This window comes from Runella rosea, assembly GCF_003325355.1.
GTDB lineage: Bacteria > Bacteroidota > Bacteroidia > Cytophagales > Spirosomataceae > Runella > Runella rosea.
Window position 1 is genome coordinate 4,899,098 of the sequence record NZ_CP030850.1, and the last position, 19,111, is coordinate 4,918,208.

Annotated in this window: 17 protein-coding genes; 1 reads left to right on the plus strand and 16 read right to left on the minus strand. The window is 43.6% G+C overall.

Features of this window, described 5'->3' with window-relative positions; genetic code table 11:
• Positions 1 to 22: 22 nt before the first annotated feature.
• The 16 genes from DR864_RS20355 to DR864_RS20425 form a co-directional block, all read right to left on the minus strand.
• The gene (locus DR864_RS20355) at positions 23 to 1,981 is read right to left on the minus strand and encodes an alpha-1,4-glucan--maltose-1-phosphate maltosyltransferase (RefSeq protein WP_114068698.1); all 1,959 of its coding nucleotides are present in this window, start codon (positions 1,979 to 1,981) and stop codon (positions 23 to 25) included.
• An 85-nt stretch (positions 1,982 to 2,066) separates the two neighbouring features.
• Positions 2,067 to 2,438, minus strand: a complete 372-nt coding sequence (locus DR864_RS20360; protein ID WP_114068699.1) for a helix-turn-helix domain-containing protein — start codon at positions 2,436 to 2,438, stop codon at positions 2,067 to 2,069.
• 71 nt (positions 2,439 to 2,509) lie between these two features.
• On the minus strand, positions 2,510 to 2,686 hold the full coding sequence (locus tag DR864_RS29900) for a hypothetical protein (protein ID WP_162793996.1): 177 nt from the start codon (positions 2,684 to 2,686) through the stop codon (positions 2,510 to 2,512).
• 189 nt (positions 2,687 to 2,875) lie between these two features.
• Positions 2,876 to 4,270, minus strand: a complete 1,395-nt coding sequence (locus DR864_RS20365) for an NADH-quinone oxidoreductase subunit N (protein WP_114068700.1) — start codon at positions 4,268 to 4,270, stop codon at positions 2,876 to 2,878.
• A gap of 79 nt (positions 4,271 to 4,349) precedes the next feature.
• Positions 4,350 to 5,804 (minus strand): complex I subunit 4 family protein, encoded by a 1,455-nt coding sequence (locus tag DR864_RS20370; protein WP_114068701.1) that lies wholly within the window; start codon positions 5,802 to 5,804, stop codon positions 4,350 to 4,352.
• Positions 5,805 to 5,841: 37 nt separating this feature from the next.
• A complete protein-coding gene (locus DR864_RS20375; protein ID WP_162793998.1) occupies positions 5,842 to 7,041 on the minus strand; it encodes a hypothetical protein in 1,200 nt (399 codons plus the stop codon).
• Between the two features lie 63 nt (positions 7,042 to 7,104).
• The gene (nuoL, locus tag DR864_RS20380; RefSeq protein WP_114068703.1) at positions 7,105 to 9,015 is read right to left on the minus strand and encodes an NADH-quinone oxidoreductase subunit L; all 1,911 of its coding nucleotides are present in this window, start codon (positions 9,013 to 9,015) and stop codon (positions 7,105 to 7,107) included.
• Positions 9,016 to 9,080: 65 nt separating this feature from the next.
• The gene (nuoK, locus tag DR864_RS20385; protein ID WP_013928043.1) at positions 9,081 to 9,425 is read right to left on the minus strand and encodes an NADH-quinone oxidoreductase subunit NuoK; all 345 of its coding nucleotides are present in this window, start codon (positions 9,423 to 9,425) and stop codon (positions 9,081 to 9,083) included.
• Positions 9,426 to 9,557: 132 nt separating this feature from the next.
• Positions 9,558 to 10,424: a class I SAM-dependent methyltransferase gene (locus DR864_RS20390; protein ID WP_162794000.1), complete on the minus strand. Its 867-nt coding sequence runs from the start codon at positions 10,422 to 10,424 to the stop codon at positions 9,558 to 9,560.
• A gap of 101 nt (positions 10,425 to 10,525) precedes the next feature.
• Positions 10,526 to 12,067: a murein biosynthesis integral membrane protein MurJ gene (murJ, locus tag DR864_RS20395; protein ID WP_162794001.1), complete on the minus strand. Its 1,542-nt coding sequence runs from the start codon at positions 12,065 to 12,067 to the stop codon at positions 10,526 to 10,528.
• A gap of 14 nt (positions 12,068 to 12,081) precedes the next feature.
• A complete protein-coding gene (locus DR864_RS20400; protein WP_114068706.1) occupies positions 12,082 to 13,749 on the minus strand; it encodes a hypothetical protein in 1,668 nt (555 codons plus the stop codon).
• 27 nt (positions 13,750 to 13,776) lie between these two features.
• Complete coding sequence (locus DR864_RS20405; protein ID WP_114070384.1) at positions 13,777 to 14,250, minus strand: 3-deoxy-D-glycero-D-galacto-nonulopyranosonate 9-phosphatase; 474 nt, start codon at positions 14,248 to 14,250, stop codon at positions 13,777 to 13,779.
• A 14-nt stretch (positions 14,251 to 14,264) separates the two neighbouring features.
• Positions 14,265 to 15,071 (minus strand): SDR family oxidoreductase, encoded by an 807-nt coding sequence (locus DR864_RS20410; RefSeq protein ID WP_114068707.1) that lies wholly within the window; start codon positions 15,069 to 15,071, stop codon positions 14,265 to 14,267.
• A gap of 3 nt (positions 15,072 to 15,074) precedes the next feature.
• Positions 15,075 to 16,040 carry a Gfo/Idh/MocA family protein gene (locus DR864_RS20415; protein ID WP_114068708.1) on the minus strand — a complete coding sequence of 322 codons (966 nt, stop codon included), beginning with the start codon at positions 16,038 to 16,040 and terminating at the stop codon, positions 15,075 to 15,077.
• Positions 16,037 to 16,789, minus strand: a complete 753-nt coding sequence (locus tag DR864_RS20420; RefSeq protein ID WP_114068709.1) for an acylneuraminate cytidylyltransferase family protein — start codon at positions 16,787 to 16,789, stop codon at positions 16,037 to 16,039. Before DR864_RS20420 ends, DR864_RS20415 begins: the two co-directional genes overlap by 4 nt.
• Positions 16,790 to 16,809: 20 nt before the next feature.
• Entirely contained in the window at positions 16,810 to 17,703 is an 894-nt protein-coding gene (locus tag DR864_RS20425) for an N-acetylneuraminate synthase family protein (protein WP_114068710.1), read from the minus strand.
• Positions 17,704 to 18,048: 345 nt separating this feature from the next.
• On the opposite strand from DR864_RS20425, the gene hemH reads away from it, so the two are divergent.
• Positions 18,049 to 19,110: a ferrochelatase gene (gene hemH, locus DR864_RS20430; RefSeq protein WP_114068711.1), complete on the plus strand. Its 1,062-nt coding sequence runs from the start codon at positions 18,049 to 18,051 to the stop codon at positions 19,108 to 19,110.
• Position 19,111: the final 1 nt, after the last annotated feature.

Sequence of the window (19,111 nt, forward strand, 5' to 3'; positions counted from 1 at the left end):
GACGAGCCAACCCTCTTTTGTATTAGATATCCTCAATCCGGAACAAATGGAACGGTAGAAAATACGGGTCAAGCTCAATGTAATTGTATTCGCCTTTCCAGACGTATTTAGAGCCAGTAATTAGGTCATGCACGATAAAATCCTCCCAACCAGCTTTGCCGATTTTTTGGAGTGGAATCTTCACCATATTGGCTCGGCGATTGTAGCCATCTAAATTGACTACGCACAAAATACGGTTGCCGTCGGAGTGGGTTTTGAGATAGGCCAGCAGTTGGTCGTCGTTAATGTCGCAAAAAGTAATGTTGTTGGTATACTGCAACGCAGGGTTTTCTTTACGGGCGCGATTGACCAGCGTAATGACATAGGTAAGCTTATTGGTTAGCTCCCAATCCCAATGCTTTATCTCGTATTTTTCGGAGTTCCAATATTCTTCTTTCCCCGGAAACGCCTCGTGGACCATGTATTCGAAGGTGGGCCCGAAAATTCCATAGTTGGAAGACAAGGTTGCCGCCATAAAATAGCGAATCAAGAAATTAGGCTCATGTCCTTCTTGCAACAGCGGTGGGTTAATATCGTGCGTATTAGGCCAGAAATTAGGGCGGAAATAATACTGCAAGTCGGTTTGGGTCAACTCCGTCATGTATTCAATCAGTTCCTGCTTGGTATTTCGCCAAGTATAATACGTATAGGACTGCGAATACCCTCCTTTTGCCAGCTGTTGCATGACTTTAGGGCGCGTAAATGCTTCGGCCAAAAAAAGCATATCGGGGTACTTTTGCTTGGTTTCGGCAATAATCCATTCCCAAAAGGCAAATGCTTTGGTATGCGGATTATCCACCCGAATGATTCTAACGCCCCATTCTGCCCACACAAAAATAATCCGACGAAGTTCTTCCCACAGGCTTGGCCACGCTTCCGTTTCGAAATTGATTGGATAAATATCTTGGTATTTTTTGGGCGGATTTTCGGCGTATTGAATGGTGCCATCGGGACGAATCTTAAACCATTCGGGGTGGTTTTTGGCCCATGGGTGGTCAGGAGAACATTGGATGGCCAAATCCATGGCAATCTCCATGTCGTGGGCTTTGCAGGCCTTTACCAATGCTTTAAAGTCTTCGAGGGTACCGAGTTCGGGGTGAATGGCATCGTGTCCGCCCAATTCTGAACCTATCCCGTAAGGAACACCAGGCTCTCCGGGTTGGCACACTACGTTGTTGTTTTTCCCTTTTCTGAATTGATGGCCAATGGGATGAATAGGGGTTAAGTACAGCACATCAAACCCCATACGCTGGATGCGGGGCAGTAGGCCAATCACGTCGTGGAAAGTTCCATGTTTGCCGGGTTCTTTCGCAGCTGAGCGGGGAAACAAGGAGTACCAAGAAGAGAAGCCCGCTTTGGGTCGGTCTACCCATATTTTTAACTCATGGTAGTGCGTAACGTTTTCACGGTCTGGATACTTAGCTATCCACCCGACGAGGGTCTCACTGATGGCCCAAAGTACGGCTTCATCATATTGTTGCTCATTTCTAAAAATCTTTATTGTGTCCAGAATAGCAGCCTTATCTTCGTCGGAGGCTTGCTCTACTATTTTTTCGAGCAAGGTAGCTCCTCCTAAAAGTTCGCTGTTTACGTGCTGAGCATCACGGATTTTGAGTTTTATTTCATGCTCCCAAGACGCTAAATTATCGACCCAAGCTTCGATAGTATAGCTATAAAAGCCTTCTTTTTCTACCACAAATGAGCCGCCCCAACGGTCATTGGTAATAAATCGCATGGGAACTTCGCTCCATTTGTCGTCAAGACCATGTTTATAAAGCAGCCGCGCGGCAATTTTATCGTGCCCGTCGCAGTAAATATCAGCTTCGACTTTGATGATTTCTTGGGGAACCGATTTAATAAAAAAGCGCCCTCCCTCCAATTCGGGGGTAACGCTCTCTACTATCACACGGTTTCTTCCTTGAATATCGGCGAGATTTATCATAGGTTATTTGGTTTTAAACCTTAAACCTAAAAAAATACCCCGACGTGAACAAGCGTCGGGGTAGGGCAATTGCTATTTTATTTAACTAAAATCCTATTCTTTGTCGTTCAGAAGTAGTTGGAGCATCTTTCTGGATTAGGTCAATGATCATTCTCCCCGCTATTTTCTCGCGTAGGTATTGATTTTCAAGCCGTAATTTCTCGTTTTCAATTTGGAGTTTTTCTACTGCGAGTTGTTGCAATTCCTGCTGGAGCGGGGTAGTTTGGCCCATTAAAACCGCAACGCTTATGTTTAACACCTCCGCAATTTGATAAAATCGAGAAAGGGTCAAATCAGTTTTGCCTCGTTCAATATCCCCGTAAGCGGTAGTAGAGATGCCCAGTGAATCGGCCATGTTTTCTTGGGAAAGGCCATGTTCGAGGCGATAGAGACGGATTTTTTCAGCAATAGTTTTCATCTTGACCTAAAAACCACAAAAGCCACGCGAAGGTTCGCGTGGCTTTCATTTGTCGTACTCGTTGGGGCGAATTATTTCGCAGCAGCAGTATCAACAGCAGCAGTATCAACAGCAGCAGTATCAACAGTAACAACAGTATCAACAGCAACAGCTGTAGTATCTGTAGTAGCAGCTTCTTCAGTTTTACCGCCACAAGCTGCAAGAGTTACCATACCAGCTACGAACAAGAATGCAAATGCCTTTTTCATTATTTTGTGATGTTTTAAGGTTTCCTTGACAAAGGTAAATCCTTTTTTAATATTAACAAGACGTTTCTTAAAAAAAAATTAAAAAATACTTAAAAAGAAAAGTTTTTATCAAAAAAGTACAATATATTTCGTCAAATACCCCTTTTTTTTACAACTCTCTGTCGGATGTGACGAGCAAAAACTTAAAATTTATACTAATCCTTTCAGAAAATCGGGCATTAACCCGAACACAAGCGTAATGATTGTAGTAGCAATCAATATCAAACGATAGAAAGGCGACACTTTGATAGCGCCCAACTCTCCTTCGCGCATGTAGGCAGCAATGATGGCTTTGAAGTAATAATAAATACCAACGGTAGACATCAAAATGGCTATGACTAACATCCACGTAAGGCCACGGTCGGCAGCGCTGGAAAAAACAAAAAACTTACCCCAGAAACCAGCCGTAAGCGGTATTCCTGCTAGAGACAGCATGGATACGGTTAATACAAAAGCCAATAACGGATTCTTTTTTCCTAAGCCGTTGAAGGCCTCAAAACGCTCGGCATTTTCGTACGAATGAACACCCGTTTCTTTGGCTACAAGCATCAGGACACCAAACGCACTGATGGTGGCGATAGAATAGGCCAGTGAATAAAACACAATGGCACTTTGAGATTGGTTGGTGAGGGCGGTTAAACTCAAAAGCAAATAACCCGCGTGCGAAATGCTTGAGTAGGCCATCATCCGTTTGAAACTTGTTTGATAGACCGCCGTAATATTGCCTGCCAAAAGGGTCAAGACGGTAATGACGGCGAGGGTCATCCACCAAAAACTGTAAATTCCTGAAAAAGAGCCAGATAATAAACGATAAATGGCCGCAAAACCCGCCGTCTTGACGATTGTTGACATATACGTCGTAAAAATCGTAGGAGCTCCATCGTATACGTCAGGGGTCCAGAAGTGAAACGGTGCGGCAGATACTTTAAATAACATTCCAATCAACAGCATCAATAACCCGACATAAAGCATGGCGGAGGGTGCATTGTTGACCATTACATAGCCTTTGATAGCGGTAAGGTTAAACGAACCCGTTGCGCCGTACAATAAGGCCATCCCAAAGAGCATAATCCCCGTGGCAAATGCTCCCATTAAAAAATACTTTAGCGCAGCTTCGTTGGAACGAAGGTTCTTTTTATCACTTCCCGTTAAGATAAACATCGAAACCGATAGGATTTCTATCCCCACAAAAAGCATGATTAGGTTTTCGAAGCCAATCATCATCACGGCACCTACCAATGAAAATAACATGAGTGTGTAGTATTCAGCTGGCTGCGCCGACTCATCATCCACAAAGCCCCGGGTAAGGGCCACAATCAAAAAAGCAGAGAATATAACAATGCCCGAAAACGCCATGGTAAACTTGTTTTCGAACAGCATATTTTTAAAATACAGCGATGGCGTATCGTTCCAATGAAGAAAATTGGCCACTAATACAATTGCCAGTACTAAAAGGGTAGCGGGAAGCAAAAGGTTTTTTGATTTTTGGAAACCCAAAAACAAAACCACAAGGCCCAGTATAGAAAGAAGTACGATTGGAAGCATTTTAGTAATGTTTCAATTTTAGAATGTAATGTGGTAATCTCAGATGACCGAATGAGCAAATCGAGCCGCCCGTTTCAATTTAGTAATGAATCATTTGTAAAAGGTTACTGACGGCTGGCTCAGTCAATTTTAGGAATGAATTGGGATATAAGCCCATCCAAAATACCATTACAACCAACGGAACCAACACGGCACGCTCACTGAAAGATAAGTCAGCAAAGTGTTCAGTAAAGGATGTCTTATTGCCAAACATTGATTTTTGAAAGAGACGAAGCATATACACCGCCCCTAAAATGATAGTTGTTCCTGCAATGGCTCCCAACCAAATATTTGATTCATACACCCCTTTCAATAACAAAAACTCACCGACAAACCCGTTCGTTAATGGTAGGGCAACACTGCCAAGCATCAAAATCATGAAATAAACTGTGAGATTGGGTGTACGTTGGGTAATCCCGCCAAGTTGCTCAATATTGCGTGTTTTGGTTCTTGAAAAGATGATTTCCACGATGAAAAACAAACCCACTACGTTGATACCGTGAGCAAGCATTTGAATTAATGCCCCCTGAACCCCGCTTAGGGTTTGTGAGAATACCCCTGCTGACATTAGACCAACGTGGGCAAAAGAAGAATAGGCAATAAGGCGCTTCATATCACGCTGTTGGATGGCGATGATAGAACCGTATACAATTCCAATGACCGATAAAACAATAGCCGTGGTGCCCCAGGTTTGTAAACCCAGCGGGACGATTGGTAAAATAAAACGAATAACGCCGTAAACCCCCATTTTGAGCATAATCCCCGCCAATAACATGGTGGCTGGCGTAGGAGATTCAGTATAAGTATCGGGCTGCCAAGTATGGAAAGGGAATACGGGCATTTTGATGGCGAAGGCAATGAAGAACGCCCAAAATATCCAACCTTGCTTTTGAGCATCCAAAGCCAATTTATAAAAAGCGGTGATTTCAGAAGTGTGTCCTTGAGTACCCGTGGTTTGGTAATATAAATACACCAGAGCTACCAGCATAAACAAACTTCCAAAGATGGTATAAACGAAAAACTTAAACGTGACTTTGATGCGATTTTCGCCTCCCCAAACGGCGGCCAAAAAGTAAATAGGTATTAAAGCCGCTTCAAAGAACAAGTAAAACAAAAAGGCATCAGTGGCGGTGAATACCCCCATCAAGGCTGACTGCATAAACAAAATCAAGGCATAAAAGGCCGAGGCATTTTTGTACGGCTGGCGAAACGTGGAGAGAATAATGAGGGGCGTCAGGAAGGCTGTCAACATGACCAGCAGTAAACTGATACCGTCTATGGCGCCAGCAAATAAAATTCCTGCGGACTTAATCCAAGGATAGCTGAAGCTAAATTGCGCACTGGCATTCGCTTGGAATTGCGTAAAAATAAAAATTGCCAATCCCAATTCAATGATGGACCCTGCCAGAGCAAGTTGTTTAGCGCTGTTGTTTTTTGTACTTAAGGAAACTATACCCGCAATCAACGGGATGAGTATGAGGGAAAGTGTAAGCATAATTCACCTATATCGTTAAACTATTTTATTCGTTCGTTTAAATGTGTACAAAAGTATTCAATAGCCAACCGATTGACTCTTTGACGGGCGTATAATAAACAGGACTCATCCAAGTATAATCACCCTTAAAATAATAGGTTGGGAAAAAAAAAGATATACAAACCGCCGTTATTACAACATTCTTCACAAAAACTGGGCTTTCGGTCTTGTGCAGCATTTTTAAGGTAATAAACAGGAGCGGAAAGATTAAGGCTAAACTTTTGGTTGTATCGAGAATACTGAAGGACACTACCAGCGCTCCTAAAAAAGTGATAAATGCCAATAAAAACCATTTAAAATCTACAGTTCGGCGACTTTGATAGGCATACACTACAAAAAATATGAGAAACAGCCAATATCCTTCAAAAGGGAGCAACATTCCTAATGGTATATTATGAAACTGTTCGTAAAGACACCAGAAATAATCAGCTCCTGTACTCCGAGGATGTAATTTATAGGAGTCTGTGCCTTTGATAAAATGGGTGAAGAGGTAATATCTGACCCCAAAATACAGGAAGATATTGACGATGTAAACCAACGAGAATGCTTTGAATTTTTCAGGAATGTACAACTTCCACCATAATAGCAAGATGGGTGAAAATAGGAGCGTGCGCTCGTCAGACCAGAATCCTAACAACAAACTCAGAAACAGTACGGGGGTGTTTCGGGTAACAACGGCCAGCAATGTGAAAAAGTAAGCGAACGGAATTAGCCAAGTAGAAACATCCCAAAAGAAATCCTTCCCTAAAAAGATAAAACTGAAGCCAATACAAAAATAGCTCGAAATCAGTTTGTCTGCCGTAATTTCATACGCTAGCTTAAGCACTAGATAAAAGAAGGCGATGCCAAATAGATGTTCAATCAAGGTCAGCAAACCAACCACCCGTACCTTGTGCGTAGTGTCTAAGATTCCCGCAATCAATATTGGCGTCAACCTGTATTGTTTGTTGTGCTCATTAGTTCCCAATCGCTGTTTGTTTTCACCAAAAGGGTCTTTTACTTTTTGGTGGATAAAATCCCAAGCGTAATCGTGGTTTTTACTGTTTAAGAAGTAATAGTAATTGGGAAACGAAAACATCAAAACCAAAAAACAGGAAACAACCGTAACTCTAACCTTCCAAAATCTACCAACCAACAGGTACGAAGAAACCATGCTGTCGCTTCGTGCTATCAGAGATGATAAATAGGTTTGAATCATTACAATTGCGTTTTTAACTGTTTAATGAATACTGCTCTTCTTAGATTTTAAAAGAAAGAAATCTTACTTCAATAAAAGATTCCAAGCCAAAATCACCAAAATCCCAAGGACCATTGCAAAAACATAAAATCCTGTTTCTCCCGTTTGCAACAAACGCAGACGCCCCGATAGGAACTGTACCAAACGGCCCGTGCCGTTTACCACCAAATCAATCAGGAATTCACCGAAGCTATACAGCACATCGGATAACTTACGCATGGGATTGACAAACACGGCTTCGTAAAATTCGTCTACGTAATACTTGTTTTGTAGAACCTTGGGAAAGCCCGTTACGTCTTTGTCGGCCGCAGGAACTACTTTTTTGCTCATAAAAAGATTATAGGCAAACAAAATAGACAAGACCGCTGCCCCTACCGATACGCCCATCAGGATATACTCGGTAGAATGCTCCAAATGACCTTCAAACAAATCAGGATTGACCTGTTTTGACAACTCAAACAGCGGAGCCATAAAATGCGATAGTGATTCTCCTCCGCCCAATACGTGAGGAATGTTTAGCAAACCGCCTGCGGCTGACAATACCGCCAAAATAATCAGCGGAATGGTCATCGTGGCGGGTGACTCATGCAGGTGATGCTTTTGGTCATGTGTACCACGGAACTCACCGAAGAACGTCACAAACAATAAACGAAACATATAAAAAGCAGTCATCATGGAGGTAAACAAGCCAATTCCCCACATGATTTGATTATGCTCAAATACGTGCGCTAAAATTTCGTCTTTTGAGAAAAATCCCGAAAGCGGGAAGATTCCCGAAATAGCCAAGGTGGCAATCAAAAATGTCCAGAACGTGACAGGGAGGTGCTTACGCAAACCACCCATGTTGCGAATGTCTTGCTCGTCAGACATGGCGTGAATCACGCTTCCTGCGCCCAAAAACAAAAGGGCCTTGAAAAATGCGTGCGTCATAACGTGAAACATCGCCGAGGTATAAGCGCCTACGCCCAACGCAAGAAACATGTATCCTAATTGACTCACGGTTGAGTAAGCCAGTACTTTTTTGATGTCGTTTTGGTACAAACCGATAGAGGCCGCGACTACTGCAGTCAACAATCCAATGCCGCCTACCACGCCCAATGTAGCTGGTGCAAGCGAATACAACACATTGGAACGAATCACCATATAAATCCCCGCCGTCACCATCGTAGCGGCGTGAATCAGTGCTGATACGGGCGTTGGACCAGCCATCGCATCAGGCAACCAGGTATAAAGAGGTATTTGGGCCGATTTCCCCATGGCACCCACAAAGAGCAAAGCCGTAATGGTCACAATAATGGTATCGTTGATGCTAAAACTACCATTGGCCGCTTTGGCAAAAACCTCAAGGTATTCGACTGAGCCAAAGGTTTGGATAATCATGAAAATACCCAATAGAAAGCCTAAGTCTCCGATACGGTTCATGATAAAGGCTTTGCGGGCGGCGTTATTGTAGTTGGTCACTTTGTTCCAAAAACCAATCAATAAATAAGAACAAAGCCCTACTCCTTCCCAACCGATAAACATGATGACGTAGTTGGAGCCCATCACGAGCAATAGCATGAAGAACAAAAACAGGTTAAGGAAGGCAAAAAACTTTCCGAAACCTTCGTCATGATGCATATAACCCATTGAATAGATGTGGATCAACGAACCCACGCCCGTAACGACCATGAGCATCAGGAGCGATAGTTGGTCTATCTGGAAGGCAAAAGGAATGGTTAGCTGACCAATGGAAATCCAATCAAACAGTTTCACCACCTGTGGTTGACCCTCAAAGGCGTTCCAGGCTAAAATTGAAATGGCAAACGAGCCGAGCGATGCTGCCGAACCGATAACGCCCGCAAGGCTTTTAGGAACATGACGAAATCCAATCCCATTGATGATAAAGCCAATGAGCGGCAAAAGAGGTATTAAAAAAAGTAAGGATGAGTTCATAAATTGCTCAATTTGAGAATTTAAAAATTTGAAAATAGCCGATGTCGTATCTCCAAATCAGAAAATTACCACTTCAACTTGTTCAGGAATCCAATATCAATAGTACGCGTATTACGATAAATCATTACGATAATCGCCAATCCTACGGCTACTTCGGCCGCAGCTACCGCCATAATAAAAAAGACAAAAACCTGACCTACAGGGTCGGATTTGTAGGTCGAAAAAGCGATAAGCAACAAATTGACGGCATTGAGCATCAATTCGATACTCATGAAAATAATAAGCGCATTACGACGAGTCAATACACCCACAATACCGATGATAAACAAAGTCGTTGCTAACAGAACGTAGTTTTGTAAAGGGATAGATTGAACAACGTCGGGAATTGACGGGGTAGCTAATGGGAACATAGTGCAGTTAGGTCGAAAGAAGTCTTATGGTCAACGAGGATTTTCCAAAAACGTGGCAAATTTACTGAATAATCGTACTCGCCCAAATCTGGACCCCAAAAACTAAGTACTTCATGACCTAAATCCCCTAATTTATTTGTCAGACTTACGGGCAATCACCCTAAGATTGCGTCGATTGTTGCCGTAAAGGTCTAGTTTGAAACCGATAGCGTCTTTATCCGACAGCGAAATGTTATTTGTCTCTTTTTGAAACATATTTTGAATAAATAATCCAGCGGTTTTGATTATCCCTTTTTCCAGACTATCAACAAAGCTATATTTCTTGCCCGCCGTGTCTAAGAATAGCACAGTTAAGCCGTGATTTTCCAATACTTTTCGAAGCGTATCAATGTCCCAAAGGCAAATGTGGGGCGAGTGGCGGCGTTCGCAAGCGAGATTAAAAGGATCTGAATTGGGCATTTCCCAGATAAATACCCCCTGAGGGCTAAGGAGATTTTTACATTGGTCTACAAATTGATTGGGGTCTACAACGTGCTCAAAAACGTGTGAAGTAATCAAGACGTCTACTTTCCCCCGTAATTCATCAATATCGTCGATTCCTCCTAATTTAAAATCAAAATTCAGGCGTTTTAAAATAGCTTCCGTATTGGGGTCGTATTCCACTCCTGTATAGTGTGCCTGCGGAAAAAACTGACTGAAACCGTACAGCAAATGTCCGTAGCCACAGCCCAAATCACACACGGTTTTAGGAGTTGGAAGTGCTAGTTTTTGGTGTAGTTTGGCCAAGGCCCGCCCGCGCGACACTGAAAAAAGGTTGTCTTTAGGGAAATTTTCGGGCGAAACCTGATAAATAGAATCGCGGTCGTATTGGTTTTGGTAATAATCCGTCAGGGTAGCCTGTGTAAAAGTGCGATTGATTTGATTCAATCCGCAGCGTTTACATTTTACCAAACGGCTGTTTTGAAAAATAACATCATTTGACACAGCTCGGTACGCCATAAGGTCGTCGAACTCAGTATGATTACAAAGGTGACATTTCATAAATGAGCAAATTGCGGCATTTTGCCAGGGCTTAGTTAATGCACTTTGGACTTGAATTTTTATTTAATCCGATTTAAAATCTTGCTGCTGATAAGGTTAATATCATGTACCTTCAGGAGAAGGTTACCCCCTACAAACACAAGTGATGACAGTATGGCCAGAAAAGCACCTACCAGAAAACTTTCCAATTTTGTATAGGCGGCCATTTCAGCCCAGTAACTTTTGATTCCCCAAATAACTCCTATTCCACCCAATAAAGCCAACGTAATTTTGAAAATTTCCTTTGGCTCATAAAATCCAAAATGAGTTCTTTTACCCAATCGAACGGCAAGAATGGGCACAAGCGACATCAGGAAGTTATGGACAAATACCTGAATCATCACTCCCCGAAAGCCCAGCGTATGAATGAGCGCATATCCAATCGCCGCCGAAACTACGTGAGTGACACTCCAGTAGTAATAAAGTAACTCCGGACGCCCCACCGTAACGGCCAGTTTTCGGAATATCATGTAAGGGCCCGACCAAATCATCGACAAAAAGAAGATACAGAGCAGTTCATAAACGGCAGTGACGTCATGCTCGTTGAATTTGGCTCCCCCCCAAAAGGTCCAGAGCAAGTAGTTGCCGCCCGCCCAAAAAGGCAACATAATCATGAAGCCAATAAAAAAGGAAAAGTTCAAGTTCTTTGAAACAAATGCCTTGATGGATTGGCCGTTGTTTTGATGGAGCAAACGATTTATTTCGTTAAAAAAAACTGTACTAATGGGCAGCATAAAAACACTGGCTACCTTTCCGTAAATAATTTCGGCATAACGATAAATGGCAAAACTGCCAGGCGGCAGGAGTGAGAGGGCGGCGTTGAAAAGAAATATATAGATTTGAACACTTATCATGTAGGTCGAAGTGGCCGACAGCGTACGGGCCAAATCTCGCAAAGGAAAGTAAGGGTTGCGCGTGAGCCATGAATGTTGGTAGCCTATTTGTCGTAAATAGTAAAGAATGGTCAGAAACTGAGCCAAAACGCTGATGACTAGCCCAGCTACCAGGCTTGCTACACTGTTTGGATTGCCCCAAATGGCTAAAATCAACACGTTTAAAACGAGTGAAACCGTATTGGTAATTTCTACTTTGCCGTAAATATTTTCCGCATTGAGCAATCCCTGAAACAAATTAGTGGCAATCTGAATAGGCATCAAAAAGCCCGTAATACAATAGATTTGCCAAATACTCCATTTTGTGTCTTCTTGAAAGCCTGGAACCAATAAATTGATGATGCCTGTTCCGCTTGCGATAAAAACCAAAGTCAACAAAAGAGCAATGCCTGTCATGTAATTGCAGAGCGTGGCAATGATAGACATAGCGGCTTGCTTGCTTACTTCCTGCTTGGTACGGTGGTAGCGGGAGACGACGATTTCGACGAGTTGGCCCGTATTCACGAAGCGAGATACGGCAGTCCCTAGTAAGGACGCTGCAAAAAATGCTTCGACTTTTGGAGTGGTACCGAAAATGTACACCGTCAGCGTCGAAACAACTACGTTCAGGAAGATATTAAGCGTGTTTAGGCTAAAAAGTACACCTATGTTTCGATAATCAAGCGACAAAACGAATGAGTGGTTTATGGATTAACGGTAATAATGGTATTTGTGGCGTATAGTTTAGGTTTATCACCCGCTTGGAGCCACGCAATTTTGGCGTTCGCCAGTGAAACATAACAGTCATATACTTCTACTTCCAGCCCTTTTTTGAAATAATAGCGCTCTTTTATCATCGCTGAAAAGGAGTTACGGGAAGAAGAAGTCGGAAATATATAACGACGAAGGCCTTGACTTAGTACAGCGTACAAAGCATCTTTGGAAGAGGACGGAAATTGAAACTGAGGTTCTTTCAGTAACCAGTAATTTCCACAAACAACGGTGTCAACTTTCTCTACTTCATTACGTTCGATTTGTGGGGTTGGAGCAAAGGAAAGAAGCGTAGCCGTTTTTAATTGATGTGCTAAATCGTAGCGCAAAGGTACTCTATATAGTCCAGTTTGATGGGCCTGTAAGGTTGTTTTTCCAAAACGAGGCGTTCCGTCGGTGGTATACACGTCGGCCTGATTGTGCAGGAGGTTATAATAGTCAGCCACGGTTCGCCATTCGGTGGTGAGGCGCAACCCAAAGTCTCGGAAATAACTCAGACCTGTCATCAACAGCACAACCACCCAGGGGAGGAATGCCATGAGACGATTTACACGGAATGTAATAAGACGAAAGCTCATCAGAAAACAAATGGCGATGGACAAAGAAGAATAATGCCGATAACGACCTCCAATGACAATGCCCATGCCCTTTTCGGCCCTGAACAGGGCGACCGTCAGCGCCGCCAGTAAGATAAAAACCATCAAAGACACTAAAATCAAGTCCTTGCGGTCGTTGGTCTTTCGATAGTTAATCCACATTAAAAACGACATGCCCACCACTAAACTTCCCAGCAAGACGGCCATTGTCTGCCCGGCTATGCCGCCAATGAGCGCGCCACAAGCACCTACAAAGGCCAATACATTTAAGGGGAGCATTTCCAAATTCCGCAACTCAAAAGCGCCCGGAGCCGCTGGTTGCAGGCTCATGAGGTAGAAATACCCCACACAGCTGATACCTCCGGCCACGACCCAAATCAGGTAGTGGTGCAAAGGACGTTTAGTTATCAATAAAATAAAAACACCCACGGGCCAAATCATGATTCCGCTGCCGTTGCTGAACTGGGCCAATATGGCCACGGGAATGGCCCACGCCCATTTTTTTGGGTTTGTTAACAGAAAAATGCCGAGGGTTATGGGAATAAAAACCCAGATATTTGACCAAATGGCCATTGCCCAAAAAGAAGTGGGGGAATACTGAGGGTTGATAAAAACCAATACTACTATAAAAAAATAAACAGGTGAAAAACGCAGCGAAGGCTGAAATAATCTAAAAAGCATCGCCAATTGGAGCACCAACAGGCCGTTACCAAAGAGTATAATATCGCGAAAACTGAGGTGTCCTGTCAGTTCATAACTAAGCCACGCCGACAACCGCGTCATCACGATAATGTGTTCGTTATGGGGCAAGAACAAAGACTTGATTTTGCCCAAACTGCTGGCATTTTCGTACGTCAGAATGTATTGTAAAAGGGCATCGTAATCATCAATGTAGGGAACATCAACCGCATAAAAGGTTAAATAAAAAAAATATCCTGCTAAGTATAGGGTACTCAGGATAGAAAGCCAATAATAACCAGTGGAGGAAGATTTTTGTAAATACACAAGCGTACTGTTACACGTTTTTATGAATTATTGACCTAAGATCCATTCTGCAAATTCGCGCACGGCTCCGTCGCCACCATGGGTTTCGAGTAATATAATGTGGGGGATTTTTTTGATGGCTGCCCTTGCATTGGCGGGGCAGGCTGGCAAACCTACGGCTTTCAATAATTCCAGACAATTAATATCGTCGCCAATGTAGGCAACTTGGGCCAGCGTAATGCCCATTTCGGTGCAAATTTGCTCGGCAGCGGCTAGTTTTCCGCCGTCGCGCTTGCCTTGATACAAATAATCAGCTTTCATCTTGGCCGCCCTACGCGCCACGATTTGGGTGTTTTCGGAAGTGATGATGCCTGTTTTTATACCAGCTTTCCGAAGCAATTCAAACGCCATACCATCGTAAGTATGGAAACGTTTAAATTCGTCACCACTTTCGGTATAGTACATACTGCCATCCGTCAGAACACCGTCTACGTCGGTCAAAAACAATTTGATGTTATTCATTCTATAATAATTGATTACCAAGCCGTCCATCCTCCATCTACCATCAAAACAGAGCCCGTCATGTACGTAGATTCGTCCGATGCCAGCAGTGTAAAAGGCCCGCGTAATTCTTCACGATTGGCCATGCGTTGCAGTGGCGATAGTTTGGCGAAATTGGTTAAGAAAGCTTCGTCGTGGTTATTGAAAATCCCGTGAGGGACTACGGCGTTGCACCGAATGTTGTTTTTGGCGTAAAAAGTGGCAATGTAACGCGTAAAATTTGGAATAAAGGATTTGGAGGCGATGTAATCAATGGGTTTGTAGTTTTGCGTACCCTGCCCAAAATCGTACAAATCCTGATTGGGAGCCACCACCGAGTAAGTAGAAGCTACATTGATGATATTGCCGTAACCTTGGTCCAACATTTGACGGCAGGCTGCTTGGGTCACAATGATAGTACCCGTTAAGTTTACTTCTACCGACCGCCGCAATAGGTCAAGAGGGTAATTTTCAAATCGGCTTTGATTGACCTGCGACATACCCGTTTTATCAAACTTGGCGTCAATCGCGGCGTTGTTGACCAAGATATCAAGGGTTCCGAAATGAGCCACGATTTTGGCGATTCCGTCGGCCACTTGTTGCTCGTTGGTAATGTCCATTTCAACCACGATAAAATCAGCCTCGTTAAAATGAGTTTGCAGCCACGCCACGGTGTCGTAGTCAATCCGAATGTCGGCCCAGGCTACCCGCGCGCCTTCGTTCATGTAGTGCGTGCAGATTTCTTTGCCAATCAGTCCGAATGCACCCGTGAATAAAATGGTTTTCCCCTTTAACTTTTGCATGGTTTAATTACACATTTTTAGAATGGCTTCCGATTCCCGCAGATACTGTTCGGTGAGCGAGGCGGTAGAAGACAAGGTTGTATTCTTTAAAAAATCAAGGGTTTGTTGCCGAAACATTTCATTACGTTCAAAATGAGGTTCCTCGATTGTTTCAACACCGTGAGGCTTTTGAATGATGATTTTATTCTGGAAATAATCGAACGTCACCACGGCATCATCAAATACCAGTTCATAGGTTCTTTTGGGTACTTTTTGGTAATAATTCAGCTGCACAACACCCGTGATTCCGCTGATGTATTCAAGCAAAAATGATGCCCCAGATTCTACGTTTACTTCTAAGTTGGAGCGATAATTATAAGACCGCTGCCAATGCATGGGTAATTCTCCCACCAGCCAATTGACAATATCAAGATCATGACTGAGTGTCAAGGCGACACCACCACCCAATTCACGTTTGGCCGCGTACGAATTGCGATAATCTTCCCAAGGGTGCCAATTGGGTAAATATTCGCCCCAATACGTGCTGAATGACAGCAAATTGCCAAAATGTTTGTCGTCAATAATGGATTTCAGTTGCCCCATCAAAGGATGGTAGCGCAGCATATAGGCTACTTGGACCAAACTGTTGGTTTGGGCTGCCTCTTTCTTCAATTCATGGATTCCTTCGGGATGGTTCGCTAACGGTTTTTCAACCAATACATGAATCCCGCGTCTTACGCATTCAAGTGCCTGCGCAAGATGTTGCGCGGTGGGCGTACAGATGATGGCTGCGTAAGGTTTGATGACCTCAATCTCATGAAAGTCGGTGAAGCAATGGACACTTTCATTCTGGATATTTCTTAATGGTAACATCCGTTGTCGGTATACATGAATGGTTTGATAACCAATCGATTGCAGGATTTCAATGTGCCGCTCGCCGATGGAGCCAGCGCCAATGACCAAGAGAGGAAGTTGGGTAGAGAGGCTCAATCGTTTACTAAACTAGGTTGAAATTTAACACAATCCAATCGCTGCATTACTTCCTCGGCCTTGAGGAAACTGTTCATGTCATCAATGTCGATGGCGTAGTCAAAAGGCAAAACGTATGGCAAAATCGGGTAGCCTGACATGGATTTTTTCTCTAAAATAACGGATGGACGAATCACATCCAGCGTACCGATTTGCCAATGGACGGATGGTAATTTTTGCCGTGGTTCGTTGTATGGTTCTGGCAATGTCGGATGTTGCAGTAGCGGACGCATGGAAGCCGTCTCTTCGTCATACAGCCACATTTTATAAGGGGTAATGGGCGCACTCGTAATCATGCGTAGGCTGTCGGCTTCGGGCGTATCAAGGAGGCGCTGAATGGCCTCTTCCATGTGCTGCACCGTACGGATAGGCGACGTAGGACGCAACTGGACCACCACATCGGGGGTGTAGTTTTCGTTATCCATCAGCCATTGTAAGGCGTGGGTAAAAACGTCAATATCGGTGCTTAAATCTTGGGCAAATTCGGATGGGCGTAAGAACGGAACTTCGGCCCCGTAACGGGCGGCTACGGCGGCGATTTCTTTCGAATCCGTAGAAATGATGGTCCGGCTGATGGAGGGCGTATCGAGCGCAGCCTTCACACTGTAGGCCACGAGCGGATGCCCCGCCAAGGGAAGCAGGTTTTTGTGGGGAAGGCCTTTGCTACCTCCCCGCGCCTGAATAATGGCCAGTACGTTGGGTCGTGACAAAATATAAAAAAGTTGAATGATTAAACGGTTGGCGTTTTTCGGTATTTGAGTTTGTTTCGCTGTTCGGCCTCAATATCCAGAATTTCGGTGCTTTTATACGTAAGCGCTTGCTGAATGTGGTGCAAATCGCGGACTAGTTTTTGTAAGCCGGGCACTTCAAGCGAGGCAGCATGGTCGGTACCTTTCCAAGTACGATCTTTGGTGAAATGGCGCTCAATCCAACGAGCTCCCAGCGTATAAGCGGCAATATCGGCCGCAATGCCAAGGTGATGTCCCGAAAAACCGATTTCCTTTACACGATTGCCGTAAATATCGTACAGACGATTGATTTCTAATAAACAAATGTCTTTGAAAGGTACGGGGTATCCAGAAGTGCAGTTGTATAGCACAAGACGGGTTTGGGCCTGATTGGTTTCTTCAAAGAAAGCAACGATTTCTTCAATTTCAAGAAGAGTGGTCATTCCAGATGAAATGTGAATATCGCCCGCGTAGCCATCACGCAGCAATGTTAACATTTCATAATTGTTATTGCAAGCCGACGGAACCTTGATAAAATCTGGTTTGAGGCCAATGATTTCGTGGGCAGAAGTCATATCCCAGACCGAGGTAGCGTAGCCGATACCGATAGACTCGGCGTAGGTTTTGAGGTCGGCGTGTTGTTCCCAGGTCAGTTCCAAAAATTCGCGGTGAGCACCGTAGGTATTTCCGTAGGAGTTGTAAGGAGTAGGATGCGGTGAATTATATTGCTCTTCTGTTAAAAGTTCGCGTGCATTGCGTTTCTGAAATTTAGCATAATCGGCCCCGCACTCTTTCGATAATTTGATTAACTCCTTCGCAATCCCAAAGTCGCCCATGTGGTTACAACCGATTTCGGAAATAACGAGCGGTTTACGATAGTCAAAACTGAATCCCATGGCTTATGTCGTTACTTGTTAAGTTCTTCTGTTGGACTTGAATTCTTTACAAAGGTAATGGTTGGTTTGTAGTTTTAGTCTTTTGCTGTTTTTCTATGTCATTAATTCAACGCTCACGCTTACCTTTGTAGCAAACAAGTCAGAATAACAAGTGAAGGGTGTTGCTTGATACATTAAGAAAGCGAACGATGTGAGAAACTTTTTATTCTGATTTGAGTTTTAAAATTGTATTTAGAAAGTATTGTAAAACTAACGGCTTCGCTGTTGCGTAAATAGAATAAATTCATCGCTTATTTTCAAAACGGCAAATTTAATCAGCTTTTTTCTTTTGTCTCTATCAAAAAAATGACCTCATCTGTTTCTGAATCAATTCCAGCTACGCAAAAAAAGCTCGGAAAAACGGGCGTATTGATTGTTAATTTAGGAACCCCCGACAGCCCATCCACCCCAGATGTACGTAAGTACCTCCGTGAGTTTTTGATGGATGGACGGGTGATTGATATTCCTTATCTTCAGCGGTTTATGCTGGTCAATTTGATCATCGCACCTTTTAGAGCTCCCAAATCGGCGAAGGTTTATAAAGAACTATGGTTGCCAGAAGGCTCTCCTTTGAAAATCTACGGAGAACGGGTAGAAAAATTGTTGCAGGACGAGCTGGGCGATGCCTACGTGGTAAAGTTGGCGATGCGTTATCAGAATCCTGCCATTGAAGTTGGCTTATTGGAATTTCAGAAAATGGGTTTGACGGATATTATTGTCATTCCTTTCTTCCCCCAATATGCTTCGGCTTCCACTGGCTCTGTATATGAAGAAGTAATGCGCGTATTGGCAAAATGGCAAGTGATGCCAGAGCTCCGCTTTGTCAATCAATTTGTGAATCACCCCAAATTTATTCAAGGGTTTGTGCAGAATGCCCAAAAATACATGGCCGAGCATGAATTTGATTATTTTCTATTTAGCTACCACGGTTTGCCCGAGCGTCAGATTACGAAAGGAGATGTGACTGGCAGTGTGTGCCGATTTGGTGAATGCTGCGGCTCACTTACGGCCATGAATCAGCATTGTTACCGAGCGCAATGCTTTGAAACGACGCGTTTATTGGTTAAAGCACTCAACATTCCCGAAGGAAAATACATGACGAGTTTTCAGTCGCGTTTGGGCAAAACGCCTTGGGTACAGCCCTATACGGATGATGTAATCAAAGAATTACCTGGTAAGGGAATCAAAAGCGTATTGGCATTTTCGCCCGCATTTGTGGCCGATTGCCTCGAAACTACCATTGAAGTAGGCGAAGAATACAAAGAATTGTTTGAAGAATCGGGCGGAAAACATTGGCAACTCGTCGAAAGCCTCAACGATAGCCCGATTTGGATAGAAACGCTGGTGGATTTGGTAAAGAATGCCTGAG

Excerpts from the sequence above, each read along its gene's own strand:
- DR864_RS20355 (WP_114068698.1), bottom strand. The coding sequence starts at position 1,981 with ATGATAAATCTCGCCGATATTCAAGGAAGAAACCGTGTGATAGTAGAG.
- DR864_RS20360 (WP_114068699.1), bottom strand. The coding sequence starts at position 2,438 with ATGAAAACTATTGCTGAAAAAATCCGTCTCTATCGCCTCGAACATGGC.
- DR864_RS20425 (WP_114068710.1), bottom strand. The coding sequence starts at position 17,703 with ATGGGATTCAGTTTTGACTATCGTAAACCGCTCGTTATTTCCGAAATC.
- nuoK (WP_013928043.1), bottom strand. The coding sequence starts at position 9,425 with ATGTTCCCATTAGCTACCCCGTCAATTCCCGACGTTGTTCAATCTATC.
- DR864_RS20390 (WP_162794000.1), bottom strand. The coding sequence starts at position 10,424 with ATGGCGTACCGAGCTGTGTCAAATGATGTTATTTTTCAAAACAGCCGT.
- DR864_RS20375 (WP_162793998.1), bottom strand. The coding sequence starts at position 7,041 with ATGATTCAAACCTATTTATCATCTCTGATAGCACGAAGCGACAGCATG.
- hemH (WP_114068711.1), top strand. The coding sequence starts at position 18,049 with ATGACCTCATCTGTTTCTGAATCAATTCCAGCTACGCAAAAAAAGCTC.
- nuoL (WP_114068703.1), bottom strand. The coding sequence starts at position 9,015 with ATGAACTCATCCTTACTTTTTTTAATACCTCTTTTGCCGCTCATTGGC.
- DR864_RS20410 (WP_114068707.1), bottom strand. The coding sequence starts at position 15,071 with ATGCAAAAGTTAAAGGGGAAAACCATTTTATTCACGGGTGCATTCGGA.
- DR864_RS20405 (WP_114070384.1), bottom strand. The coding sequence starts at position 14,250 with ATGAATAACATCAAATTGTTTTTGACCGACGTAGACGGTGTTCTGACG.
- DR864_RS29900 (WP_162793996.1), bottom strand. The coding sequence starts at position 2,686 with ATGAAAAAGGCATTTGCATTCTTGTTCGTAGCTGGTATGGTAACTCTT.
- DR864_RS20365 (WP_114068700.1), bottom strand. The coding sequence starts at position 4,270 with ATGCTTCCAATCGTACTTCTTTCTATACTGGGCCTTGTGGTTTTGTTT.
- DR864_RS20370 (WP_114068701.1), bottom strand. The coding sequence starts at position 5,804 with ATGCTTACACTTTCCCTCATACTCATCCCGTTGATTGCGGGTATAGTT.